Origin of the sequence: Streptococcus gingivalis (assembly GCF_035544715.1) — a bacterium.
GTDB classification, from domain to species: domain Bacteria; phylum Bacillota; class Bacilli; order Lactobacillales; family Streptococcaceae; genus Streptococcus; species Streptococcus gingivalis.
Genome location: NZ_JAYKTO010000001.1, coordinates 843,524 through 869,182 on the forward strand (window position 1 = coordinate 843,524; position 25,659 = coordinate 869,182).

General features: G+C 44.0%; 22 protein-coding genes and 2 pseudogenes. 4 read left to right on the forward strand and 20 right to left on the reverse strand.

Annotation, left to right across the window (positions count from 1 at the left end):
- Window positions 1–44 precede the first annotated feature (44 nt).
- A pseudogene (locus SM122_RS04120) lies at window positions 45–901 on the reverse strand (alpha/beta hydrolase).
- Window positions 888–2,180 carry a PTS transporter subunit EIIC gene (locus SM122_RS04125; RefSeq protein WP_155168874.1) on the reverse strand — a complete coding sequence of 431 codons (1,293 nt, stop codon included), beginning with the start codon at window positions 2,178–2,180 and terminating at the stop codon, window positions 888–890. Before SM122_RS04125 ends, SM122_RS04120 begins: the two are co-directional and overlap by 14 nt.
- 322 nt (window positions 2,181–2,502) lie before the next feature.
- On the opposite strand from SM122_RS04125, the gene SM122_RS04130 reads away from it, so the two are divergent.
- Together SM122_RS04130 and SM122_RS04135 are read left to right on the forward strand one after the other, a co-directional pair.
- The gene (locus SM122_RS04130; protein ID WP_155168872.1) at window positions 2,503–3,897 is read left to right on the forward strand and encodes an MFS transporter; all 1,395 of its coding nucleotides are present in this window, start codon (window positions 2,503–2,505) and stop codon (window positions 3,895–3,897) included.
- A gap of 481 nt (window positions 3,898–4,378) precedes the next feature.
- Entirely contained in the window at window positions 4,379–5,074 is a 696-nt protein-coding gene (locus tag SM122_RS04135) for a VIT1/CCC1 transporter family protein (RefSeq protein ID WP_003006131.1), read from the forward strand.
- Window positions 5,075–5,104: 30 nt separating this feature from the next.
- On the opposite strand, the gene SM122_RS04140 is transcribed toward SM122_RS04135, so the two are convergent.
- From SM122_RS04140 to SM122_RS04205, 13 genes and pseudogenes are all read right to left on the reverse strand, one after another.
- Window positions 5,105–5,644 (reverse strand): NADPH-dependent FMN reductase, encoded by a 540-nt coding sequence (locus tag SM122_RS04140; protein WP_155168870.1) that lies wholly within the window; start codon window positions 5,642–5,644, stop codon window positions 5,105–5,107.
- A 314-nt stretch (window positions 5,645–5,958) separates the two neighbouring features.
- Window positions 5,959–7,017: pseudogene (locus SM122_RS04145) on the reverse strand (Rpn family recombination-promoting nuclease/putative transposase).
- Between the two features lie 249 nt (window positions 7,018–7,266).
- On the reverse strand, window positions 7,267–8,190 hold the full coding sequence (locus tag SM122_RS04155; protein ID WP_129824375.1) for an L-lactate dehydrogenase: 924 nt from the start codon (window positions 8,188–8,190) through the stop codon (window positions 7,267–7,269).
- A gap of 152 nt (window positions 8,191–8,342) precedes the next feature.
- Window positions 8,343–9,254, reverse strand: a complete 912-nt coding sequence (locus tag SM122_RS04160) for an Rpn family recombination-promoting nuclease/putative transposase (protein WP_129824376.1) — start codon at window positions 9,252–9,254, stop codon at window positions 8,343–8,345.
- A 115-nt stretch (window positions 9,255–9,369) separates the two neighbouring features.
- On the reverse strand, window positions 9,370–10,971 hold the full coding sequence (locus SM122_RS04165) for a type I restriction-modification system subunit M (protein WP_324737818.1): 1,602 nt from the start codon (window positions 10,969–10,971) through the stop codon (window positions 9,370–9,372).
- Between the two features lie 21 nt (window positions 10,972–10,992).
- Window positions 10,993–11,286, reverse strand: coding sequence for a helix-turn-helix domain-containing protein (locus SM122_RS04170; protein ID WP_021144391.1), 294 nt, complete (start codon window positions 11,284–11,286; stop codon window positions 10,993–10,995).
- Window positions 11,276–11,641 (reverse strand): type II toxin-antitoxin system RelE/ParE family toxin, encoded by a 366-nt coding sequence (locus SM122_RS04175; RefSeq protein WP_324737819.1) that lies wholly within the window; start codon window positions 11,639–11,641, stop codon window positions 11,276–11,278. The genes SM122_RS04170 and SM122_RS04175 overlap by 11 nt, the downstream gene beginning before the upstream one ends.
- 165 nt (window positions 11,642–11,806) lie before the next feature.
- Window positions 11,807–13,039 (reverse strand): restriction endonuclease subunit S, encoded by a 1,233-nt coding sequence (locus tag SM122_RS04180; protein WP_324737820.1) that lies wholly within the window; start codon window positions 13,037–13,039, stop codon window positions 11,807–11,809.
- A gap of 131 nt (window positions 13,040–13,170) precedes the next feature.
- Window positions 13,171–14,049 (reverse strand): hypothetical protein, encoded by an 879-nt coding sequence (locus SM122_RS04185; protein WP_324737821.1) that lies wholly within the window; start codon window positions 14,047–14,049, stop codon window positions 13,171–13,173.
- Window positions 14,050–14,466: 417 nt separating this feature from the next.
- Window positions 14,467–17,460: a type I restriction endonuclease subunit R gene (locus SM122_RS04190; protein WP_324737822.1), complete on the reverse strand. Its 2,994-nt coding sequence runs from the start codon at window positions 17,458–17,460 to the stop codon at window positions 14,467–14,469.
- Window positions 17,461–17,586: 126 nt separating this feature from the next.
- Window positions 17,587–17,952, reverse strand: a complete 366-nt coding sequence (locus SM122_RS04195) for a TIGR02328 family protein (protein WP_324737823.1) — start codon at window positions 17,950–17,952, stop codon at window positions 17,587–17,589.
- Complete coding sequence (locus SM122_RS04200) at window positions 17,953–18,330, reverse strand: YbgA family protein (RefSeq protein WP_324737824.1); 378 nt, start codon at window positions 18,328–18,330, stop codon at window positions 17,953–17,955. It lies immediately after the preceding gene.
- Between the two features lie 107 nt (window positions 18,331–18,437).
- Window positions 18,438–18,695, reverse strand: coding sequence for a SemiSWEET family transporter (locus SM122_RS04205; RefSeq protein ID WP_003006102.1), 258 nt, complete (start codon window positions 18,693–18,695; stop codon window positions 18,438–18,440).
- Between the two features lie 288 nt (window positions 18,696–18,983).
- Between SM122_RS04205 and SM122_RS04210 the strand changes: the two genes are divergently transcribed.
- On the forward strand, window positions 18,984–19,247 hold the full coding sequence (locus tag SM122_RS04210; RefSeq protein ID WP_003012241.1) for a SemiSWEET family transporter: 264 nt from the start codon (window positions 18,984–18,986) through the stop codon (window positions 19,245–19,247).
- A 367-nt stretch (window positions 19,248–19,614) separates the two neighbouring features.
- Here SM122_RS04210 and SM122_RS04215 read toward each other — a convergent pair whose 3' ends face one another.
- The 5 genes from SM122_RS04215 to SM122_RS04235 form a co-directional block, all read right to left on the reverse strand.
- The gene (locus SM122_RS04215; RefSeq protein ID WP_049486586.1) at window positions 19,615–21,600 is read right to left on the reverse strand and encodes an FtsX-like permease family protein; all 1,986 of its coding nucleotides are present in this window, start codon (window positions 21,598–21,600) and stop codon (window positions 19,615–19,617) included.
- Window positions 21,601–22,359: an ABC transporter ATP-binding protein gene (locus tag SM122_RS04220; protein ID WP_049486585.1), complete on the reverse strand. Its 759-nt coding sequence runs from the start codon at window positions 22,357–22,359 to the stop codon at window positions 21,601–21,603.
- A 15-nt stretch (window positions 22,360–22,374) separates the two neighbouring features.
- Window positions 22,375–22,503: a hypothetical protein gene (locus SM122_RS04225; protein ID WP_272107311.1), complete on the reverse strand. Its 129-nt coding sequence runs from the start codon at window positions 22,501–22,503 to the stop codon at window positions 22,375–22,377.
- Between the two features lie 115 nt (window positions 22,504–22,618).
- Complete coding sequence (locus SM122_RS04230; RefSeq protein ID WP_324737825.1) at window positions 22,619–23,593, reverse strand: sensor histidine kinase; 975 nt, start codon at window positions 23,591–23,593, stop codon at window positions 22,619–22,621.
- Entirely contained in the window at window positions 23,586–24,263 is a 678-nt protein-coding gene (locus SM122_RS04235; RefSeq protein WP_003006080.1) for a response regulator transcription factor, read from the reverse strand. The genes SM122_RS04230 and SM122_RS04235 overlap by 8 nt, the downstream gene beginning before the upstream one ends.
- Window positions 24,264–24,432: 169 nt before the next feature.
- Here SM122_RS04235 and SM122_RS04240 point away from each other — a divergent pair, with 169 nt between their 5' ends.
- Window positions 24,433–25,617 carry a DUF2974 domain-containing protein gene (locus tag SM122_RS04240; RefSeq protein ID WP_155168854.1) on the forward strand — a complete coding sequence of 395 codons (1,185 nt, stop codon included), beginning with the start codon at window positions 24,433–24,435 and terminating at the stop codon, window positions 25,615–25,617.
- Window positions 25,618–25,659 lie beyond the last annotated feature (42 nt).

Sequence of the window (25,659 nt, forward strand, 5' to 3'; positions counted from 1 at the left end):
TATTATACTAAAAAAAGTGTGAGGAAGGAATCCCTTCTTCACACTTAGTTTTCTTTATTTGGTTTGGTTCTACGATCCGGTTGACTTTCAATATGCTCTTTCACCAAGGCAACCACCTCATCATTGGTTGGAAGGTCCGAGTGCTGTGCATCTTCCCCCGTCACCGTAATCTCCGTATAGCTAGCTGCTTGGTTTTGGTAGATATACTTCCCAGCAGAAACACTGGCATCTGGGACCAACTCATCTGAATCATAGGTAATGGTCCCTGCTACTGAATACATATGAAGGGTTGTCGGGATAGCTTTTCTGGCCTTGATAAAATCGGCCAACATCTCAGATTTATTTTTGATATTGGTCTCCGTGAATTGTAGGGAGTTCCGATGGTCATAAGGGTCTTGAGATCCACATCATAATCCCCTAGATAATTTTCAATAAAGGCTGTATAAATCAAGCCACCGTTGGAATGACCCAAGCCCTTAAAATTATTAAATTTATATTTTTCTTGAAGGGCTTCAAAGGCTTGATTGAATAGTTTAGCCTGCTTTTTAATGTTGCTATAGCCATCTTTGTTATTTTCAAAACCAACCACAATTACCGGCTCATTGTCCTTGGCATCAATACTTCCACTATAGGTGATATGCCCATCATTCCAAACTTTGACCTTGAGCAGGCTGTGTTTGGTCCCGCGTCGATCTTGGTTTAGTTTGGTTACCAAACCATCAAATCGATTCTCTGTCGCTGAACTTCCTGGAATCATAATGATAGGAGATAATTTTGAATTGTAGAATTTCTCGATTTTGGATACATTCGTCCGAGTCCAGCTATAAGAAGGAATGGCTAAAGCGATCAAGAAAAGACTGACCAAAGTAAGGACGATGGCTGTTTTTTTAGATGGCTTCATCGCTTTCTCCTTTCACTTTTATGTCTTTTCGAATACGATTTCCCATACGGACAAATGGTAGATAAAGGAGCACATCGACGGCAAAACAAAGTATACTGACAGCTAAGGCTCTCAGACTCCCTCCTGTTCCAATAAAAGCATAGAGAAGGCTAGGAGTCCCATCTGGCACCGGATAGACGGCTGCTGGCATCAGCTTGAAGCACAAAGCTAGAGCTGCTATCGCCATATTCACCAAAGGGATCAATAAGAAGGGAATCACATATAGGAGGTTGAGAAGGACCGGTATTCCTACCATGAAAGAAGCCCCATTGTTAAAGAGACTTGGAAACAGACTGAGGAGGCTGACTTTCTTGTCCTTTTGACTTCGTGAAACCAGCAGGATCGCTACCAATAAGGCTAGAACTGCACCAATTCCAGCTACCAGACCAAAACTGCGGTACAAATTGGTCAAGGTATAGAGATGAGGAATGCCTGTCGTTGAATGATGGGTCACAGCGTAGGTGAGATTTTCCAAAGCAAAGTTATCATCCGCAATTGAGTTCAAGGCAAAGGCTTGACTATTACCAAACCAAGCAGATAGCCCACTAAATAGTCCCATGACAAAGGTGGACAGGAGATGATGACTGCTTACCGTTAGAGAAGCCAAGAACTGTCGGATAGTCTGAAAAATATTAAATTGATTTCCAAGAACCAAAAGAAGATTGAGGCTGACCCCTAGAACTAAGGACAAGAAAATGGGACGCACAGTCTTGGGCTGATAGATGAAATCCTTGTCCACAATCTGGTCGTCACTAGCCTTGGATAGACGAAAGATTTGCCCGATTAGATAGCCTAAAAAAATCGCTAAGACGATATTGGTCGTCGCAGGTAAGTTGATACGCGTCAGTTGCCCATCATGGAGTGGTCCCACCAACAATTCCTGAGACCCTACAATCAAGCTGACCAAAAGAGCAGTCACGCCGGCTGTCCCCGTACTTCGACCGTAATGCCCAGCTGTATATTTCCCAGCGAAGTAAGTCGCTAAAGGTCCTGCTAGACCTCCTAAAAAATTGGAAAAATTGATAAGGACTTGACTAATAGCTTGATCCCACGGCAACCAGCTATCCATCGAAAAGAGCTGATGGATATAGCCTCGATCGGAGAAGACCGATAGCGCGATCACCCGAATGATCCCTGAAAATAGGAAAAAAGGAAATAAGGAAACCAGGGTTTTCTGGGAAATTTGAATCAAACTTTTTTCTCGTAACCAGAAAAACTTCTGGACTAAATACTTGGTCATGGGGCCTCCTGTTCGAGTTGATTGACTTATTCACATTGCTTACTTTCTTCTTATTATACCATAGTGGCGAGCATATCCTTTCGTTTGGAGAGACGTCATCAGTTGAGAACACTTTTAAAATTTTCACAATTTTTCAAAAATTCTTTGACAGGGGTCTTCATTTCCTCTATACTATTTGTTAGCTAACAAAACGATGAATCAGGTTACCATCGGTCCTGCTATGCTCATAGCAATTGGAATTGATGGGAAATGAGAGAGCTAGGATGGATTTTCAGACCATTTTTACAAGATTATAGAAAGATTTAGGAGGAATCAGACACCGATGTCACAAGAAAAAATTTCAGCCAAGGTCCTGTATGCTATTTTTGCAACAGGGATCCTTTCCTTTTGCGGGGTGGCTGGAGAAACTGCCATGAATATCACCTTCCCAATATTGATGAAGGAATTTGAGATCAATACCGCAACCGTCCAGTGGGTCACCACCATCTATCTTCTAGTGGTTGCCTGTGTAGTCCCACTATCTGCCTACCTCAAGCGCTCTTTTAAAATGAAGTCCATCTTTTTAGTTGGAAATCTCCTATCTGTTTTAGGTGTTCTCATTGACTTCCTAGCTCCTAGTTTTGGCTTTGTGGTTTTGGGTCGCTTGGTCCAAGGAATGGGGGTTGGTTTTGCCCTTCCTCTGATGTTTAATATCATTTTAGAGCAGGTCCCAAAACGCAAGATCGGTCTCATGATGGGAGTGGGTACCCTGATCACAGCCATCGCTCCCGCCATTGGGCCTACTGTCGGTGGTCTCTTGACTGCTAACTTCGGTTGGCGGTCCATCTTTTTGGTTCAATTCCCGATCCTTCTAGCTTCGCTAGTTGCAGGACTTCGCTCCATTGAACAAATCAGTACAGTCAAACGAGAAACCCTTGATATCATGAGCCTTCTCGCTATTATTGCTTCATTTTTAGGCTTGATTCTAGGTATTCACGGTCTTTCTGATCATGCTTTCTTTAGTTTTTCTGTCCTTGGTTGGCTGGTGATTGGGTTCTTGGGACTGGTTCTCTTAGTCTACCGGTCCAATCAGTTAGAGACTCCCATTATCAACCTCGCCATCTTAAAAAATCCTCTCCTCACTGGCCATGTTCTTGCCTTTTTCACTTTTCAATTAGGTTCTCTGGCCATGAGTTTCCTCTTGCCCAATTATGTCCAATTGGTCAACCACTCGAGTACCACGCTTGCAGCCTTGATGCTGCTTCCAGGAGCCATCATTGGAGCAGGTTTTGCTCCTTTCTCCGGTCTCATTCTAGATAAGTTGGGCGCCCGTAAACCGATTCTCCTTGGAGCTGCTTTAATCCTTCTGGCCCATTTCCACTTCACCCTCTTTGGCCTGAAGCTGACAAATGGCTTGATTCTTATCTTTTACATGATCTTCATGACCGGTATGGGCCTTGCCTTTGGCAATATCATGACCAACGGACAAAAACAACTCTCTCTGGAAGAGCAACCCGATGCGAACGCGATCTTTAACACCTTGCAACAATTTGCAGGCGCTGTCGGAACAACCCTGGCTTCCTTGATCGTTGCCATGAGCCAAGCTAATCAAAAGATGGACTTCACCCAAGCCACTGCTAAAGGAAGTCGCAACGGTTTTATGGTCTTATTCGCCTTGGGCATCTTCCAACTCCTTCTCTTATTTTGGGTTGTCGGAAAAGAAAATGAAATGAACTAATTTATCTCATTAAATAGGAGCTGGGAATAAACTGTCCAGCCTTCGATCTTTGATAGAAATAATTGTATGACGCAGTGGTTGATTGCTCAAAGCACTGCTTTGAGGTGGTAGATAGGACTTGCGAAGCAAGTTTCCTAAGTAGTTGTTCGCTTGATTAAGCTCCAAAGATGACCTAATCAACTGTGCGGGGGTGGGAAAACGAACTCTTCTTAATTAGTTGGAGTTCTTTCCCACTCCCTTTTTATTATCCTTTTCTGACCCGTGTGACAATGCCATCAGGATCCTCAAAGGTAAAGTCACTTCTGCTAAATAAATCTTGCTAGAATAGGCGTATGTCCTATTCTTTCTTTTTGCTTGCAATACCAAAGATTATAACTTAAATTTCATTAAATTGTCGAACTTTTATCATTTGAGTTAAAATCCTTGCTTTCTTTTTGTATTTTATTTATAATCATTCTAAATAAGATGAAGGAGATATTGTATGACTGAAATGAAACATGGAGTAGATGAATCATTTAACGACCGCTTGAATATCTTGAGAGCCGCTGTTCTCGGGGCCAATGATGGGATTATTTCTATAGCTGGGGTGGTGATCGGGGTAGCCAGTGCCACGTCAAACATCTGGATCATTTTCCTTTCTGGCTTATCGGCGATTCTGGCAGGTGCTTTCTCGATGGCGGGCGGTGAGTATGTCTCTGTTTCCACACAAAAAGACACGGAAGAAGCCGCTGTGAACCGCGAACAAGCCTTGTTGGATCGCGATCCAAAGTTAGCGAGAGAATCTCTCTACCACGCTTATCTTCAAAATGGAGAATGCGAAACTTCCGCAAAGATTTTGACAGAACGGGCCTTTCTGAAACATCCACTCAAAGCCCTGGTCGAAGAGAAATATGGTATCGAATATGAGGAGTTTACCAATCCTTGGCATGCTGCTGCATCTAGCTTCCTTGCTTTTTCGGTTGGTTCCCTTCCTCCAATGCTCTCTATCATCCTCTTTCCAGCTGCCTATCGCATTCCGGTGACGGTCTTCGTTGTTGGACTATCCTTGATCTTCACTGGCTATACCAGTGCAAAACTGGGAAAAGCACCAACCAAGCCAGCCATGCTTCGCAATCTCATCATTGGACTTCTCACCATGGGTGTGACTTACTTCTTCGGACAACTCTTTAGTATCTAAAAAAGCTGAGAATTTTGTCTCAGCTTTTTCTTATGCTTCTAATAAGGCTTGTGCTTGTTTTTCCAGTCCTGCGACCGCTTCATCTGTCAAGACCAATTCATCTGTTTCCCAAGCTTCTGGGTTAACGGTTGTTCCAGTAAACTCTCCAACCACTTGAGTCCGAACGAATGGTAAGAGCGCTTGGTAAGCCGCAAACATTGGCTCGTGTCCTGCATTAGCGACTGAAGAGACGGTTACGATCTTGTCTTGAAGGGCAGATGGACCACGAGTTTCTGACAGGTCAAGGGCACGGCTAAGCCAGTCGATCAGGTTTTTCACTACACCTGGAATGGCAAAGTTGTAGACTGGTGAGAAGATCCAGATGGCATCCGCAGCAAGGACCGCATCACGCGCTGCTTGCACAGCTGGCAAGGTTGGTGTTTCTAAATCTTGGTTCATCATTGGGATGTCCTTGTAGTCCAAGTAAGTCACCGTTGCTTTTCCTTCAAGAAGGCTTTCTGCTTTCTGGGCCATTTGGTGGTTGAATGATCCTTGACGAAGAGATCCGACGATAAATAAAATGTTTTTCATAGTTGTTTCCTCTTTCTGTTGTAAGATTATTCATTACAATAGTTATTATACAGGATCAAAATGTAATGTCAAGGATTACAACTCGTATTTTTAAACTTCTATTCCAGTTCACTAGGTGAGGGGCAAGAGGAGTGAGAAAAAAGGTTGGATAAAAGTTTCCAACCTTCAATACATCATAACCGTATAAATCTGTAGAGGATCAAGATCCAAAAATAACGAACTCCTGACGATCTTTACAATCCATTTTAGAACTACTTTTTTCTCAGCAAGGTAATTCTCGAAGTTTCATTGTTCCCAAAATTCTGTTCACGCTACTACTCCTCGTCAGACGAATCCGTAGCCAACATTTTTTTGATGGATTCGCTGGATAAATCCGTCATTTCAGCAATCATCTCGATACTCATCCCCTTCAAAGCCAGTTTCTGAATCAGAGACTGCTGACCAGCTTGAACTCCTAACTCCATGCCTTCTTGTCTGCCTTGTTCCAATCCCTGTTCAAGACCACGCTCGAGACCTTGTTCTAAACCTTGTTCAAGACCTTGTTCAAGACCTTGTTCGAGTCCCTGTTCGAGTCCCTGTTCAAGACCTTTTTTCAACCCTTTCTGAAAACCGGCTTCCAGTTGTTCTTTCCGAAAGGTATCCATGCTCATTTCCCAATTTTCTCTGATACGAATCCGTTCATCAATCATTTCTTTTTCCTCCCTTGTCCAATTTGATGGGATCAGGAGTGATTCTGCCTGCTCGATCACTTGATCTGGTTGATGACTGAATGGGCGATTGCCAAAAAATTCAAGCCATTGTCTCCAGTGAGCATTCAACTCCGTATCTCTACTTTCATTATACTTATCCAACTCTAAAAAGGCAACCTTTAACATATTATGAGCTACTCCATCCTTTCGAGAGCTATAAAGAGGTGTCCCATCTACTGTATGGCGCATTTCATAGACATTGACAGGTGAATCTAAATGAGGAAAAATACTTCGCTCCAGGATAGCGATCCCATAGACCGGCTCCAGCTCCTGGTACATAGAATGGGTTGCCCCTTTCTTTCGCTTGCGTTGGACATTTTCTACCAGTTGATTGGCTAAATAATAGTGAAAACGATTCAAGAAATACTCTTGCTTCAAAACTTGAATCTCAATGATGACTTCAAGCCCACTATCTAGTCTTGCTCTCACATCAACAGATGTTTCAAAAGAAGATCTCCTAAAAACCCCTGCTCATGGATCTGGTCTTCCTTCTAAAATCTCAACGGACTCTACTGGCAGATCCAAGACTTCGCGGATGAATTTCGCTGTCACATCCGGCAGACTAAAAATCTTTTTCGCCATTAAATCCAAGGTGGGCGATACATACTCATGTCGTTTTTTCATAGCAACCTCCGATGATTTCGTATAGGGAATCCCCTCACTTATACTATTCGAAAAAATTGCAGAAAATGAGGCTGGGACAAAAATCCTAGCCTCTCAATTATTTTTGGATTGTCGAGCAAGACGCAGTGGTTGAGTGGGCTCTACTACGCTGATTTCATCAGCTTTTACAGCCCTACTCAACTGTGCGGAGGTGGGACGACGAAATCGAATTCTAACGAATGACCGATTTCTGTCCCACTCTCTTTGCTTTTATGCATGCTCCAATCCTTTTCGTGTGTTTTCCTTAATGGTTTCGGCTGAATGGAGTAATTTTTCTTTTTCTTCTTCTGTCAAATGCAAATCCAATCGTTCAAGAATTCCTTTTCGACCTACAATTGCTGGGTAGCCAAGATAGGTTCCATATTCTGGACGATAGTTAGACACAGGCATTTCCTCGTGGCTATCATTGATCACAGCTTCTGCCAGGCGTTGGGCTGCTGCTGCAATCCCAAAATTGGTATAAAATTTGCCAAAGAAAACCGTGTGGCCGCCACGCAAGGACTCGTAGTTGATGGCGTCAAGCTCTTCTTGAGAGAAGATATCTGTAATAGCATGTCCCTTGACACGGACCTGACTCCAAGCGACAAATTGAGAATTTCCATGCTCACCGAGGTTGTAGCCTGATACACTAGCAGGAGAAACCTGCAAACGATCGGCGACTGCACGCTTCATTCGAGCTGTGTCCAGTAAGGTCCCTGTCCCAATCACCTGCTCTTTTGGAAGGCCGGTATATTGTTGATAGAGTTGAGTGACCGCATCGACCGGATTGGTCACCACTAGCAAAACACCACTAAAGCCAGAAGCTTTCAAATCACGCGCTACTTGCACCACTTGCTTGCTGGAAAAGGGAAGCTCTGCAAAACGGTCATCAGTGTTATTAGCCTGCAACTCGATATTTCCAAGAGTCGACACTACGACATCCGCATCTTTTAAAGCCGCGTAGTCATTGACCGTGATATGAACCGGATACCCGGTATTGGCAACTGTATCACAGAAATCCAAGGCATCTGCCTTGACCTTTTTCTCATTGGTATCAATCAAAACCAAATGATCACAGGTGTGTTTCAAAATCATGCTGTGGGCCAAGGTCGCACCCACATGCCCCAAACCAATAATACCAATTTTTCTTGTCATCAGAATCCTCTTTTCTAGTATCGATCACACTGTTGGTGAGGATAGCTCTTTGTTGACTCTATTCTACCACAATTCTAGAAAGGCGGATTGAAAAAATGGGAAAATTTTCAAGTTTTTTCAAAAAGAAAAGAGGCAGTGCCTCTTTTAACTACTCAAGAAAGAAGAGTCTCAATCTCTTCCAGCGACAAACCCGTCATCTCCGATATAAGATCAGGCGTCATTCCTCGTGAGACCATCTCGCATACCAACTGTTTACGACCTTGTTCCAAGCCTTTTTCTAAACCTTGTTCCAGACCTTGTACTAGGCCTTCTTCACGCGCTTCGTCTATAGCCGTCTCCAGGGTCATATCATAATTTTCTTGAATACGAATCCGCTCGTCTATCATGGTCTTCTCCTCCTTGGTCCAGCTAGATGAATCCAGTAATGAATCTGCGTGAGCTACAGCCTGACTGGGAGCTTTTGTGAAGGGAAGATTCCCAAAAAATTCCAGCCACTGTCTGCCTGCATCTGTCAGGTTCTCATCTTTATTATACTTGTCTAGCTCTAAAAAGGCAACCTGCAGAAGATTTTGGTGCTTGCCATTTTTATAATAGGCCTTGAGTTGCTTGCCAGACCGGCTATTGGTCAGCCAGTATTTATTGATGGCGGCCTCTTCGTCCAGTAAGAGCGACTTCTCCAAAATCGCAATCCCGTAGACGGGCTCCATCTGCTCGTACATCTTATGTGTCTGGCCTTGCTGGCGCAGTTTTTGCACATTTTCCACCAGCTGATTGGCCAAATAGTAATGGAACCGATTCAAGAAATACTGTTGCTTGCGAATCTGGATCTCGATGATCACCTCGGTCCCGTCATGGAGCTTGGCTCTCACATCCACCGCAGTGGAGAACAAGTCATCCTCCTCATAAGCCATGCTGTGGGGCTGGCTTCCCTCCACAATCTGAGCATCCGCCACATCCAGCTCCAAAATGTCCCGAATAAATGCTGCCGTCACCTCCGGCAAACTAAAAATCTTCTTGGCCATGATGTCCAAGGTCGGCGATACATGCGCGTGTCTTTTCTGCATCCCTGCTCCTTTTCGATAAAAAATAGAGGGAAGGTCCCTCTACTTCTATTATTCGAAAAAAATTTGGGAAATAGCGAATAGAGTACCCTTTACCTAATCCCTATCTCCTCACACCCTAGCCCTTAAACTCTTGGACAAATTTCTTGAGTTCGGCATCGGCTTCTGGTGTCGTTCCATGAAGTTGGCTAAGCATGTCTAGAAGAGAGGCTGTCTGGGTATCAATGGTTGCGTTAGTCTGGTTGATCTTAGCCACGATCTCTGTCAGTGGCTCCACTTCTTCTTCCTCAAAGGTATCCACATAGCGTGGGATATTGAGGTTGTAGTCATTCTCGACGATCTCCTCAAAACTAGCCAGATGGGCAAACTTCTCCATGTCCTCTCTGCTCTTATAGGCCTTGAGGATCTTCTCGATATGAGCATCCGTCATGATATTCTGGTTCTTGCCCTTGTCAAATTCCTTAGAGGCATCAATAAAGTAAACGTCCCGATTGGTCCGGTTCTTTTTGAGAATGATGACCGTCGTTGGGATGCTGGTATTGAAGAAGATATTGGCAGGAAGACCAATGACGGTATCAATGGCCCCTTCTTCCAGCAAGGCCTTGCGAATGGTTCCTTCCGCATTACCACGGAAAAGAACTCCGTGAGGGAGGACGATGGCCATAACACCATTGTCTTGTTTCAAGTGGTAATAACCGTGCAAGAGAAAGGCGAAGTCTGCCTTGGACTGAGGCGCCAGCTTACCAAATGGGGAGAAGCGTGGATCCTGGAGAAAGCCGGAGCTTGCGGACCACTTAGCTGAGTAAGGAGGGTTCATAAGAACCCCATCAAAGTTGGTCGGCTCTTGGGTCGGCCAGTCTTCGTCCAGCGTATCGGCATTGTGCAAGAACTGGTTTTCCACCGGAACCCCGTGTAGGATCATGTTCATCCGAGCCAGGTTATAGGTAGAGGTATTGAGCTCCTGACCAAAATACTGGACCGTTTGAGGCTGGTGAGAAAACTTTTTGGCATTGAGCAAGAGTGAGCCCGATCCCATGGTGGCATCGTAGATAGTAAAGCCTTGCACGTCTTCACGCCCTAAAAAGGCAATCTGGGTCATGAGCTTGGCTACAGGCTGGGGCGTATAGAACTCTCCTGCTTTCTTACCCGAGTCGGTCGCAAACTGACCAATCAAGTACTCGTAAGCATCCCCAAGCATGTCTCCTGCATGACCTGCCACATCCAGCACTGCCAGCTCTTTCATAACAGCAGCCACTAGCTGGTTTTGCTTCTGAGGTGTCGCCCCTAGCTTCTTGGAGTAGAGATCAATGTCCTCAAAGAGATTCTCATAGAGATCGTCACTTTGCTCGATGTCTCGGAAGCCCTGAGCTAGATCTTCTAGCTGGAAAGTCCCTTCATTGACCCGGTCTACCAAGGCCGTAAAGGTCAAGTCGGGCTTGATAACATAGTTGAGCTCATCGGTAATGACGGTGATGAGATCCTCTTGAGAGTCTGGATCCTCATAGTAGGTTCGGTAAAGCGCCAAGGCTTCATCCAGACTCTCTGTCTCCTCCTCCATGGTCTCCGCCACGAAGAAGAGCAATTTATCTGAGAGGTACTTGTAAAAGATCATCCCCAATAGATAGGACTTATAGTCATTGGCATCCATCTTAGAGCGGAGCACATCCGCTGAGTTCCACAGGGCTTGGTAGAGCGACTGGGAGGTTTGTGTTGTTTCCATAGTAATTCTTTCTGATTTCTTTTAGACCTTTTCTTGTTCCAGTGGGACGACAGCGAGGGTCTTGCCCAGACTGGCTAAGACTTTCAAAACTGTGTCCAATTGAGGACTGGTCTTGCCCGTCTCCATCCGAGCGATGACCGGTTGACTGACCCCACTGAGTTCTTCTAGTTTCTTTTGGCTAATGCCCTTTTCATGCCGAGCTTCGATCAGCTCTGTCATAATCGCGACCCGCAGATCACTTTCCAGGATTTCTTCCTTGGTGAAGAGCTCTGCTCTCACATCTTTCCAATTGCTGCCGATGGCACTATTTTTCATCTCTTAGCCCTCTTTCCTTCAAATCTTGCAACTCCCGCTTGGCTTTCTCGATCTCTCGTCTCGGTGTCTTTTGCGTCTTTTTGACAAAATGATGCAGCAAGACAAAGCTCCCATCCAGCCAAGCCACGAATAAAATCCGATCCCGCAAGGGTCTCAACTCCCAAATCTCTGCATCCAGTTGCTTGATGTAGGGTTGGCCAGCACGGGTTCCATGCTGGCTTAAAAGCTCGATATAGTCGTTGAGCTTGTTGAGTTTGATCCGGCTGTCCTTGCTATCGTGACGAGCTAGCTCCCTCATGTAGTCCAAGACCGGTTGATTCCCTTGTTTGTCCTTATAAAAATAAATAGCGTGCACAAAGCAACCCCTTTTCGAATTTATTATAACTCTAAAGTTATTAAAAGTAAATACTTTTAAGTTATTAAATACTAAGGAACACCCTTTGAACGAATCAAAGGGGCTCACTTATACTATTCGAAAAATGCTGTGCTTATGGATGTTGATAAAGGGAATTTTTGAAGGTTAGATAAACATATCTTGTAAGAGTTTCTTTTTGAGAGTTTCTAGCTGAGAAATTTTTTCTTGATGAGCAGTGATGAGGTTATCGAGGTTAGAGAAATAAGAGCCGATAGCTTGTTGTTCTTCAATAGTTGGGATAATAATAGTAATATTCATAAAATCATCAAAACTAATATTTAACAATCCATCCATTCTAGCCCCTGATGAAACGAGTTTTCCTAATTCCCGATCTGGGATTTTTGTTGAAAACATTATTTCAATAAATTTTGCATCTGCAAGTTGATTAACTCTAAAACTATGATAAACCTTTGGAACAAGAGCTTCTTCATAATCCTGTAATTCAAAAACGACTCCATATTTTGCTAATTTTGAATTACCATGGTTATATGATAGTTCCCCCTTTTTTAACAAGGTATAATTCTTTTGTTCTTTTCCCGCAATATTAGCAGAAAATCGATCAATTTGATTCATCCAACCGCCAGAAGCAGAAATTGTTAAAGTTGGCAAAGCCATTCTTCCATCATTCCCCTGTACACGATGAGCGACATCTTTTAATTTAGACTTTTCCCACTCGCCTTCAAATCCATCCAAACGAATCTCAGGAACGGTCTGCCCAGCTTTGGAAAACATCTTGGAGAGCATGGTCGCCTTGAGAGATTGGTAGTTGGCAAGATTGTCCTTGTAGCTAGCTAGAAGGTCGTCGAGGGTGCGGAAAAGAGAGCCAATAGCGGTTTGTTCTTCTTGGCTAGGTAAATGTAATTCAATACTTTTAACTATTGCCGCAGAAAGATTCCCTTGCCCACCTTGTAGATATTTTTCTAAAATATTATCTTTCTCTTTTTTTAGATAATTCATAATAAACTCAGAAGAATATCCTGAATTTGGTTTAATAGCAAGTATAGCCTGATTGATGGCACCATTTATCTGACTTATTGCGACCTCTCCACTTGTTGCACCATACAGTGCATATAAAATATCACCTTTTTCTACCATTTTTGCTGAAGAGTCTTTTAAAGCGTCATCACTAATAAATAATTCTGTTTGCTTTGATTTAATTTCTCCAGAACGGATAAAAGGAATATTTCCTTCATAATAAGCCTTATTACTTGATTTTGGAGTCCCTCCTGAAAAACTAGTCGTTATATCTCCTATTGTTTTTCTTTCAAGAGAATTATCATATCCCTTAAATCTAATTTTAGAGATTGACATAAAATCTCCCTTCTTTTTAATTTTCATCTTAATCATGTTTGTAACTACAACTAGCATTATAACATGATTTATTATCATATATACAATTTGAAAAAAATTAACAACTAAAAAGAGAAGAATATCACTCTTCTCTTTTGGCACTATTTAATTATATTTATTTACTTAGTCAGACATTCTATCAACTCTTCATCTGTCAGAGATTTATTATCACTAAACCTGATTGAATCATCATAGTACGCCTCATAGTATTCCGGTGAAGCTAATGTTTTATCTAGAATGTAACTTTTATCTTTATCTTTTTGATAATTTGCTACTATCTCTGATTCTCGTAATTCTTTTTTAGTCTTCGGTGTACCATTCGTTCTTTGATACTCTTCTAAAGACTGCAAGTGTTGAAATATTACTGAAATATATCTAGACGGATTTACCAGAAATCTTTTACTTACAATCGACTTAGGAACTAAGATTAAAAGTTCCTCATCGTCACCTTCCTTAGGAGCAAGTACATATTGACTTTCAAAGCTAGCCCATTCATGTTTATCAACATCCCAATAATCAAAACAGGCTACTTCTTTACTAATTTTTAGGCCGTGTAATTTCGCTTGTTCTAAAGAAAATAGAATCAATTCCTTTTTTAATAGACTCACTAATAAATCAGACATCCTATCTTCTGAAAATTTCTTGACAAAGATCGGCATAGCTAACGGAGTCAATAATTTATCTTTTATTGTATCGACAGATTTATAGATATATCCAAAAAATTGATCAAGCATTTGCATTGAAACACCTGTACCTTTAGATTTATTTGAAGAATAACCAAAATGAACAGCATCGCATTCTTTAGAGTGTGAAAATAATTTCAATGCGCCTGATTTATCACCCAAATTATAGATTTGATAAACTGTTTTTACAAAATCGTTAGCAATATAACTAAACCTATCTGGTAAAAGCAATGGATCTACAAATAATTTAACATCTTTTGATGTATCTACATCAACAAAATCTAGTCCTACTTGGATAGATTCTCGATTTAACATTTCTGAAATATGTATGTTCTTTTCCTCATTTCTTAATAATTTGTAGAAAAAGATAAATTTTCAAAATAAGATTTACATTTCTTTTATTTAGTGTTAAAATAAAAATGATTTTTTAAATAGTGCCTCTATCACCATTTTGAAAATTCACTGTTCTATTAAGTCGTCAGCCCCAACTGACGTCTTTTTTCTACATTTAAAATTATAGCATACAAAAATAAAAAATCAATATCTTGTGGTATTTTTTGAAAATAAATTTAATGAACACAATATATAGTTATTTATTACCCTTTTAAGTTCATATTCCTATCATAATCTATATGTAGTGTATTTAATTCCTTAATGCAAAATTCAAAATCTCCCCTAGAATGACTGTTCTAGGGGAGATTTTGGGTTTTATATTGATACTTTCTTCATATCCTACCTCCCCACTCTCAGTGGTTCAATCACCTCTTCGATCAGTTGGGTATAGGCTTCTTTGATTTGTTTTTTGTAGCTGAGTGGGTTGAGGGCATCGGCTACTTCTGCCTTGTAGTCTTTGTAGCGTTGGCTCTTGGTCAGCTGGCTTTCACCGGCTTGTTTTTTAGCACCTTTGCGGTAGTGTTGGATATAGTAGCGCAGTTCGTCGGCTCCGATATACCAGTTTTTAGCAAAGCTTACGATATGGCTATCGATGATGAATTCGATCATCTGGTCCAAGACTCCGGTGATGGATTGTCCTCGGTAGCGTTCGGGCTCTTCTTGGACTTGGGTCCAGAGGTTTTGGATGATCTCCGCTAGGCTTGGATTGGTCCGGTTCAGGCTCTCGATATAGCTATCTACAGTTGCGATATCCTTGTCACTGAGGGCTTGCTCGTCATTTTCCTCCTGCTGGATCATGCTTTGGATCAGCATGAGGATATAAGCATAGTTGATCTCATCGACTTGGACAGACTCCAGCTCATAATGGATGTCCAGCTCATCCTCGCTGTCCACTTCTGGATCCCTGCTCTTGATCTCCGCCAGGATATTTTGATAGAGGCCCAGATAGGCTTCGAGCTGGCTATCGCTGAGGCCTGTTTCTCGGTAGATCTCTTCCTTATCGTACTCTGAGTAGACACGGATCGAGGCTTGGTACTTGTCAAAGACCTGATAGGCTTTTGCGACCTTACGGAGCTGGGCCGTTGGAGCCTGCTCGAGGGCGACTCCCTCTTCTTCCAAGTCTGTGACTTGGCCTTTAAACTCTGCCCAGGCTTTTAAGAAGTTGCGCTTCTCTTCTTCCCAGCTCGGTGCCAGGACCTCATTTTCTCCTCCATTAGAGTAGAGCTTGAGGGCATTGTCGACAGCTTCCTTAAAGGCTTGAGGGCGCTGGAAAGTGATGATATGGCCAAAGTGCTTCTTATCATCAAAGATCCGATTGGTCCGGCTGAAGGCCTGGATCAAGTCCTGTGGGCGCATAGGCTTGCGATCGATAAAGAGGGTAGATAAACAGGGTGCATCAAAGCCCGTCAAGAGACGGTCGACCACGATGACCAGGTCCAACTGCTCATTGCGGTAGAGGTACTTGTCCTGCTTTCTAGCCAGGCGATTATTGACATCGCTATTAAAGCCCCGCAGATCCGCTAGGCTAAAATGCGTACCAAACTCTTGGTTGTAGTCCTCCATGACCTGCTTCATGTGGTCTTGGTAGCCGATAGACTCCTCCTCATTTTCAGACACCGAGTAGGTGATGGTGAACTTTGGAAAATCTGGCAAATAACGTTTGACCCGCTCAGAGACTTTGACCCGCTCCTTACCAGCGAGTATGCTCTTGAGCAGATTATAATAGGCCTGTGCTCGTGGGATAGACTTAACCGTCAAGATAACCTCGTAGCTCTTTCCGACCCCTTTAGGGATATTGAGCTGTTGCTGGCTCTTATTGAGGATGGCATCTAGAACCTCTAGCATGTGCTCCTTGTCCTCATAGGCTTGGTCTGGGATCTCTTCTTCTAGGAGATCTGAGATGATGGTATTGCGGTAATCTACCTTAAAGCCTAGAACCGCTCCATCATGGATAGCTTCCTTGACCGTGTATTCATGTAGGCGGTCGCCATACTGTTGGTGGGTAGTCTGAGCCAGGTCTCCCACTTGTTTGCGTTTGTTTTCCTTAAAGATCGGAGTTCCTGTAAAGCCGTACCAGAGGGAGTTTTTGAAGTAGGCTTTGATCTCTTTTTGCGTCTGTGGAGTGACTGCCCGATGGCACTCATCCACGACAAAGGCCACGCGCAAATCCTTGATCTTCCCAGCATCCCGCTGGTACTTTCCTTCTTCGAACTTGCGCATCATGGTCGTGATTTTCTGGATGGTCGTGACTACCACGCGCTTGTCATTGCCCCCTAGGCGCTTGACCAGCTCATGGGTATTGTCCGTCTCGTCGATGTCGATGACATCATTGGCCGCATAAGAGAGGAAGGATGAAGTCGTCTGCTGGTCCAGGTCTCTGCGGTCGACGACAAAGATGGTCTTTTGAATGGCTGGGATTTGCAAGAGATTGCGCGCTACCTTGTAAGAGGTCAGGGTCTTACCTGAACCGGTCGTATGCCAGATATAACCTGACTCTTGACGGCGGGAAGCTTCCTGCACAGCCTCAATGGCATGGATCTGATAGGGACGCAGGAGGAGGAGAGCTTTCTTACTATCGTCAATGACTGAGTACTGCATAACCATCTGGTGGGCCCGAGGGATGGAGAGGACCTCATGAGCAAAGCTATTGAGATCGATCATGGGCTGGTTGTCCTTGTCCACCCACTTGGTCAGGAATTGCTTATTTAGCTTGCTTTCACGGGCGGCAGCGATATAGCGTGTGTCGACTTTATTGGTCACGACAAACATCTGCAAGATTGAGTAAATACCCCGAAACTTGCCTTCACGATCATACTTTTTAATCTGATGAAAGGCATCTAGAAAGGCCACTCGTGGACTCTTAAGTTCGATATGGATGAGGGGAAGGCCATTGATCAGAAGGGTCGTATCGAGCCGTCGATCCTGGTCTAGCGGATAGGCCTTGTCGCGTTCGACTTGGTTGACCACTTCGTAGCTTGACTTACCAGCTGCGATATTGTCCCGCCAGATGACAGCCAGACGGATGGTTCCTAGACTGGCATCTTCACGCTGGACTTCTACCTTGGCGATGCCATTTTCACCAGCTAGCCACTTGGCCGCTTCATAGTAGCTGACAAAGTTGAGCTGGTTCTTGATCTGGCGCTTTTCTTGCTCGGTCAAGGGATGGTCCGCCAACAAGGCGACATTGTTTTGCGCGAGCTTGTCAAAGAAATTGTCCCATAACTGGTCTTCGTTCTTGAGATCCTCGCGATAAGTCCACTGACTCTCCCCTGATGTCAACTGCTGGATCAACTGTCTTTCAATCTCAAGTTCTGGAGTTGCTACTGCCTTCATCCGTCTATCCTTTTCCTGTACATAATCTCCTATTATTATAGCATGTTTGGGAAAGAAATTAACGCTTTCAAAGCATTTTGTTGGTTTTTCGCGCAAAAAAACGAACCTGATTTGGTTCGTTTTTTCTTAGTCTAGTTGAATCCCTTTTTCTGCTAGATTGTCTATGCATTCTTGGAGGTAAGTGTCCTGATGCTCGGGATAGATAGGGGTGCTCAAGGCTTCTTCTTTCAGTTCTGGATAGGCTGGGCAGGTCTTGCCTCGGTAAGTCGGCTCCCACCACTCCGGGCTGACCTTGTAGCCACGAGCCGTCATCTCCTCCATGATCAAGCGGTGATAGGCATAGAGGCGATAAGGCGAGTAGTCAAAGACATAGTTGACCGTCGCGTGCTTCTTGCCCCAGCCATTGCCTCTCAGGGCGCAGCATTCCCGGTGTTGGCCGAGAAGCTGGGGACGAGGGAGTTTGGTAATCAAATCTTGGTGCCACAGTCTCATCTATTGACCTCCTAGTAGTGTCGAGTCTTGCAAGTAGCGATTGGGATAGCACTCAAGGAGCGTCTGGATCCCCTTGATGAGATCCTCTTGGCTAGCTTGGCCATGCTGGTATTTCTCAAGTAGCAGCATAAAGTCCGCCTTTTCCTCAGGAGTCGCCTCCTTTTTGAAATAGCCCCAGATATGCTGAAAGGCATTGGAGACCTGGCCACGATTTTCCGGCAAGGCCAACGCTTGATGGATCAGAGCCTCGACATGACTGACCTCCACCTGGTCTTGCTTGAGGTATTCCCGGATCTCCTTGTAAATGTTGCTGGAATGACTCAGCACCAGGTATTTATTTTTCGCCCATAGGACTTGGCAGTGATGTTTTTGATCCACTCGTGTCTCCTTTTGATCTTCTCTATGAATAGTCCTCCCATTATACCATGGAAATGAGTTAAGTCATAAAAAAAGAAGCAAGACTTTTGTCCAGCTTTTTTAATTAATTACAAGGCTGTGATCGCTGTGATCAAACCAAAGATGATCCCTGGTGCATTGGCTGCAGCAAGTGGGATATCGCGTTCTTTTTTAAAGAGGCCGTAGTAGACCCAAAGGCTACAGTTGATGGCTGCGACAAGGGGTTGAACAAAGTTCCCTTTGTGACCTGCGAGGTTATCCATGATTTGTGGGAAGTAAGACACATACATCATAACAGACATAAAGGTCGCAACCCAACCAAGAATTTTCATTTGTTTTTCATTCATTTTGAAACTACCATTTCCTTTTCTTTTTTTAAAGTATGCACTATTCTACCTTTTGTCCTTTACAAATTCAAGTCTTTTTTTCAAATGTTACCGAACTGTAAAGTGTCACAATCTTGTGATTTTGCAGGAAGATGGATTTCTTTTCGAGAGAGTCTTCTCTCTAGTTGCCATTTTTTTGACACATTGTCTAATTTTGTGCGAATGTAATCATTTTCATCTTGCATAGCATGCAAATTAATTGCATTTTCTTCCTACTTATGCTATTTTAATACACAGAGGTAAAATTTTATGAATAAACAAAAAATCAACCAAATCGTTGGCTCGATCGGTGCCTTTATTGGGATTATCGTTTTCATTGCCTACATCCCACAAATTATTGCTAATTTACAGGGAAACAAGGCCCAACCTTTCCAACCCTTGTCAGCTGCTATTTCTTGCTTGATCTGGGTCATTTATGGTTGGACAAAGGAACCTAAAAAAGACTGGATTTTGATCATTCCAAATTCAGCAGGTGTCATCCTAGGGGGATTGACTTTCCTTACATCACTTTAATAGAAATCGATAAAAAACCGAACTGTAGTGGTTCGGTTTTTTTTGTATATCCCTTTGAAAAACACAAACAATCGCATCGGTTTTCAAACAAAAAGCCCGCAATGAGAGAGCTTAAAAATTGACAATTCTTTTCTTTGAATAACCTTAGCTGGACTATTGTTCAAAAATATCAAAATGATTTCTGATTATTATTTAGAGTATATTGAAACTTTCCGCTGTGAGAAAAGTGCCTGAAACACGATTGTTTCAGGCACTCGGAATTATTGAGACCTTAGGCTCAATAATTAGTCATGGAACTTCTTCGAAGTTCGCTGACGTCCGTACTCACCTAAGGAAAGTTTCTAATTTGATTCGAGCTTCTCTTTTCTTATATCTGGACAATCTTACGGTAACTCCGTGAGGTGATCCAAAAGACGATCAGGTAGGTGATGAGAAAGACGGCGCAGACGCTGAGGGTCACGATGAGGACTTGGCCACTATTGATGACACCGAGCACTTTGAGAATGAGGCGGATCATATGGTAGGCAAAGGCCAGGTGGACAAAGGCAAAGATGAGGGGGAGGAAGAAGACAGTCCGCACTTGACGGTTGATGGTCCGTTTGACCTCATCTTCATCAAGCCCTACCTTTTGGAGGATGACGAAGCGGTCACGGTCTTCATAGCCTTCTGAGATTTGCTTGTAGTAGATAACGATGACGGTTCCGACCATAAAGATCAATGACAAGAAAATACCGATAAAGAAGATGCCGCCAAAGAGGCTATTCAACTCTGCCACATCATTGGCTCGGTTGCCTCCATAGATAAATGTTCCTTGGGCCTGTTGGCTACTCAATTCATCGATCATCTTGTCATAGCTGGCTGCCAGCTTGAGTTGCTGGTCTTCGTCAACATTGACATTGAAGCCACCGTAAATATTGGTATTGATGGCAAGATCCGGAAACTGAGCGACAAAGGCTGAAAGGTCTGGCACGATCAGGTAATTGAAATCCTCCGTCAGCATATTGAACTGATTTGGCACATGATCCGTGATAAAATCCTTGCTCACTTCTTCCTTGACTTGGAAGTCTTGCCCATTGATAGTGAACTGCTTTTGCCCTGTCAGAGCCTTGTTATGAGCAAAGAGGATGACTTGGTTACCGGTCAGATCGACCTTTTCTCCGGTCATTTGTTCATAGCTAGCTGCATCAAAGACCATAAAGACAGTTTTGGGAGTGACGTTGCGTTCATCAGCTGGATAGACGGTGAAATCCGTACCCTTTTGTGATTTAACTCCAAAGTTGGCATAGGTCATCAGGTCACGATTTTTGATCTCAAGATGATGCTCAGAGGCAAATTCATCAAATTTCTGGTTGATTTGCTCTAGGTCTACCCCTTTTCCTTGGACAGAGAAATCATGAGGAGACATGATCTTCTTGATCGTTTCACCACCGATATAGATGTTGGTCGCAGCAGAAATGGTTACCAATACCATGGTCGAGAGGATGGCAATGGTCGCAAGCCCCACTGCATTTTTCTTCATACGATAGATGAGATTAGAGACCGAGATCATGTTGTTGGGTTGGTAATAATAACTCTTCTTTTTCTTAAGCAGATGCAAGAAGACGGTGATCCCAGCATTAAAGAGCAGGTAGGTCCCGATCATGACCAAGATAACGGCTAGAAAGAAGGTCACAAGCGCAATGATAGGGTCTTTGACAGACACAGCTAGGTAGTAGCCAAAACCGAGAGAGGCTAAGCCAAGGATGGTTTGGGGCCACAAGAAGCGGGCTTTCTTTTCACCACTAGCCTTCTCACGCGTCAACTGCAGGGCATTCAAACGGAGAATGCGCCAAGCATTGAGAAAAACCAGGAGGCCAAAGATGAGACCAAAGGTGACAAAGACCAAAACCACAATCCCAGGTTGGAAGGTGGATACTAGCTGGACCTTCATCTTCATGAGTTTCAAGAGAAAGGCAAAGATCAACTTGTCAAAGAGAGCTCCGATCAAGACTCCGGCTGAGATGGTTAGAAAGCCAAAAAGCAAGAGTTCCTTGAAAATCATGCTGATGAGATGGCGTTTCTCAAGGCCCAGCATGCTGTAGATTCCCAGCTCCTTGGAGCGGTTTTTCATGACGAAGCTATTGGCATAAAGCACGATGATGGCCCCCGCGACATTGACCACGAAGAATCCCAAGCTGAGGGTGAACACTATAGAAGAGCCCCCTCGAAGCTCGGAAATGCGAGGATTAAAGGTCAGGGAGTCAAAGAGATAGGCGATGGTCACTGCGAGAATGACCGCAATAGCAAAGGGATAATAGAGCTTGCGGTTCTTGATCAGATTAGAGCAAGCTAATTTAGTGGTTAATCGTAACATCTACTCCACCTCACTTGCCATGACCGTCAAGGTATCCGAGATTTCTTGGAACATCTGACGCTCTGTCTTTTCCCCGCGGAAGATCTGGTTGTAGAGAATTCCGTCTTTGATAAAGAGCACGCGCTTGGCCCGAGCTGCCGCTGCAGTTGAGTGGGTCACCATGAGGATGGTTTGGCCCATGCTATTAATATCTTCAAAGACATCTAGCAAAGCAGCTGATGACTTGGAATCCAGCGCCCCTGTTGGCTCATCAGCAAGGAGAATTTCAGGTGAGGTGATGATGGCCCGTGTTACAGCCACCCGTTGCTTTTGCCCACCAGAAATTTCGTAGGGATATTTCTCAAGGAGTTGGTGAATGCCCAATTCCCGACTCACGCTATCGACCTTGCTCATCATTTCCTTGACCGGTCTGCGTGAGAGGACTAGAGGCAGGAGGATATTATCCTTGACAGACAAGGTATCTAGCAGATTAAAGTCTTGAAAGACAAAGCCCAGTTTTTCCCGACGGAAGCTGGAGGCATCCTTGTTCTTGATCGTTGAAGTATCGGTGCCATTGAGGTAGACCCGTCCTTCCGTCGGCTGGTCCAGCATGGCTAGGATATTGAGAAGGGTCGATTTCCCGGATCCTGATTCCCCCATGATGGCGACATATTCGCCTTTCTCCACAGTGAAGTGAATATCCTTTAAGGCTTCAACCTGGGTTCCTTGGAAGCGGGTTTTGTAGATTTTTTTGATATGTTGAACGTCTAGCAATGACATACTTTTCTCCTTTTTCTAGTAGATCAAGAAAAATTCTTGGGTTTGTTGCAGGACTTGGAGACCAAATTCCGTCTTTTCCAGATCGATTTGCTCATTTGGTTTCTTAATCTTTTTGGGTTGTTTCATCCATTTCAAGAGTTTCATTTTCTTGACCTCCTTCATTTGATGAGACTATTGTATAAAAAATAAAAGGCGGCTACCATAACCTAACCTTTCATTTTACCGTTTATTTCTTACATTTTTGTAAGATGGAAAAAAACTAATCCATGACCAGCTTCTTCTCTTCAAAGTGAATGGCGACGGTTGTGCCTTGCCCAACCTCTGAGTGGAGGCTAATCTTGTGGCCCAATTGCTCGGCAATTTTCTTAGACAGATAGAGCCCCAGCCCTGAGGATTGCTGGGTCATGTGGCCATTGTAACCGGAGAAGCCCCGCTCAAATACGCGGAGGACATCGCTATTTTTGATCCCAATCCCGCTGTCTTTTATATAGAGGGTCTGGTCTTTGAAATAGACCTCAATTCCACCGGTACTGGTGTACTTGAGACTATTGGACAAGAGTTGCTCGATGATGACCAAAAGCCACTTGCGATCGGTAATGACGGCGACATCCAAATCATGCAGGTTCACTGTCAAGTTCTTTTGGATAAAAAAGAGGGCATATTTGCGGACCACTTCTTTGACCAAGTCCTCTAGCGACACGCGCTTTAAGACCAGATCGTCATGAAAACTCTCCAATCGCAGGTACTGCAGAACCAGATTGGCATAGGAGTCAATCTTGAAAAGCTCCTGCTCCATCTGCTGCTTGACAATAGGTGTCTCGACATCTTGGACCAAGAGCTGGCTAGCTGCAATGGGCGTCTTAATCTGGTGAACCCAGAGGGTGTAGTAATCCATCAGGTCATTGAACTTGGCCTGGGCTGTCTTCCCTTCCTCCAAGCGCGCCTGCTGTTCTTCCGTGTATTTTTCATAAAGGAGATGTTCCAGTGGTGAGGCAACTTCTATTTCCTCATACAGCAAGGCTTTGCGGTAGTCCTGAAGGGTCATAGAGAAATCCCAGATCAAGATACAGAGGGTAAAGAATCCTAGCATCAGAGTCGCATAGAGGAAAACCGTCCCCGTCTCTGGAAAGAGAAAGGCAAAAACCAAATCGACGATCAAAAAGATAAGCACTAGATAGAGCAAGCGCCTGCGGGATACCACATACTGCCAGAAGATCGTTCCAAATTTATTCATGGGTCAACCCGTAACCGATGCCTTTCTTGGTTTCGATGAAGTTTGACAAGCCAGCCTCCTCTAGTTTCTTGCGAAGGCGGGCCACATTGACAGACAAGGTATTGTCATCAATAAAGAAGTCGCTATTCCAGAGCTCCTTCATCATGTCATCGCGCGCCACGATACTGCCTGCATGCTCAAACAGGACGCGCAGGATCTGAAATTCATTCTTGGTCAGCTTGATGACTTCCCCTTCATACACCAAGTCCGTGGACTTGAGATTGAGGATGGCTCCCCGGTGCTCTAGCAGATTTTGATCTGTCCCAAATTCGTAAGAGCGACGCAAGAGTCCTTGGACCTTGGCAAGGAGGACATTTTGGTCAAAGGGCTTGGTGACAAAGTCATCTCCACCCATATTGATGGCCATGACAATATCCATGGCTTGATCCCGTGAAGAAAGAAACATGATCGGAACCTTTGAAACCTTACGAATCTCCTGGCACCAGTGGTAACCATTGTAGAGAGGCAGGCCAATATCCATGAGGATCAAGTGGGGGTCACTTTCGACAAAGATCCCGAGGACATCCATAAAATCCTCGACTGCGACCACTTCATAGCCCCATTGTTCCAATAATTGTTTGACCTGTTGGCGGATAATTTCATCGTCTTCCACTAAGAGAATTTTATGCATGGCTTTCTTTCCTTCTTTTTTTCTTCTTCCTATTATAACAGATTAAACAGCAGAGAAAAAGGCTGTTTCAGAGGGAAAGAAGAGCTAAGGCCTACTTTCTTGATGGGAGGCGCTTTTTCTCCATCCATTTTTGTGCTATACTGAGAGAAATAAGACACGGGAGGCACAGATGTCGACGATTTTTGATTACCTAAAAGAAGTGACTTACGATTCCATATATGACCGCCCTTTCAATGAACTGGATGTCCTGGCACTGACAGAGCTGACCTATCTTCCTTTTGATCGGATCGTGCCCCAAGGGGATACGACCAATATTGAAGTCCGCTTATCTGATGCTGCAAAGCTAGTCGATCGAACCACCGATTTCATCGTGACAGACCAACACCTGCAATTAGTCGATGACTTAGCTAGTTCAAAGCGTTTTAAGAACATCAAACTCCTCAACTATGTCAACGAATATGACCCCGATGTTCAGAAGCAGTTTGCGGCTATGACCTATCGTCTTACCATGGATGTTTATTTAGTTGTCTTCAGAGGGACGGATGACACCTTGATCGGCTGGAAGGAAGACTTCCACATGACCTATATGGATCATGTCCCAGCTCAGAGGCGCGCAGCCAGCTACCTGCAAAACGTCATGAAGGAATTTCCTAAAGGGCGCTTCTTAGTAGCCGGTCACTCCAAAGGGGGCAATCTCGCAACCTATGCCTGCACTTACCTGCCGGATTCCTTATTTGAACGAGTCGATGCCATCTACAGCTACGATGCTCCTGGCCTCAACAGGGCCATTATCGAGACCGAAGGCTACCAGCGGACATCCCCAAACATTCGTCGCTTTGTCCCCCAAGGATCCATCGTTGGCATGATGTTTGAAGTGCCTGAGCCTGCTACAATCGTAAAAAGCCGAGCTTTTGGTGGCTTTGTCCAGCATGACGCTTTTACTTGGATGATTGAGAAAGATAAATTTGTGACCCTGGATCAAACCAGTCCCGATAGCCAGCAGACCAACGAGACCTTGAAGCAGTGGGTTCGCGAAACATCGGCGGATGAGCGCAAGAAGTTCTTTGATACCTTCTTCGGCCTCTTCTTAGATGCAGGCATTACTTCAATCAATGATTTGAGGAACTTGAAAAATTTCTCCAAGATCAAAGAGATCTTTCAAAATGCTCAAGACCTAGATCCTACAGAAAGGGAAATGCTGGAACGTCTAGCCAAGCAACTCCTCGATACCCGTGTCCAAGCTTGGAAAAAATGGCAGACGGTTCCCCGTATTCTGGTTCAAATGGCAGCATTTTTTAAGCGAAAAAAAGCAGTCGAGTCCTCCTCACCTCTGCTCCTTGAGCACAAAGATTGAGACTCAACAACTGAAAAAAGAGACCACCTCTTCTATTCACTA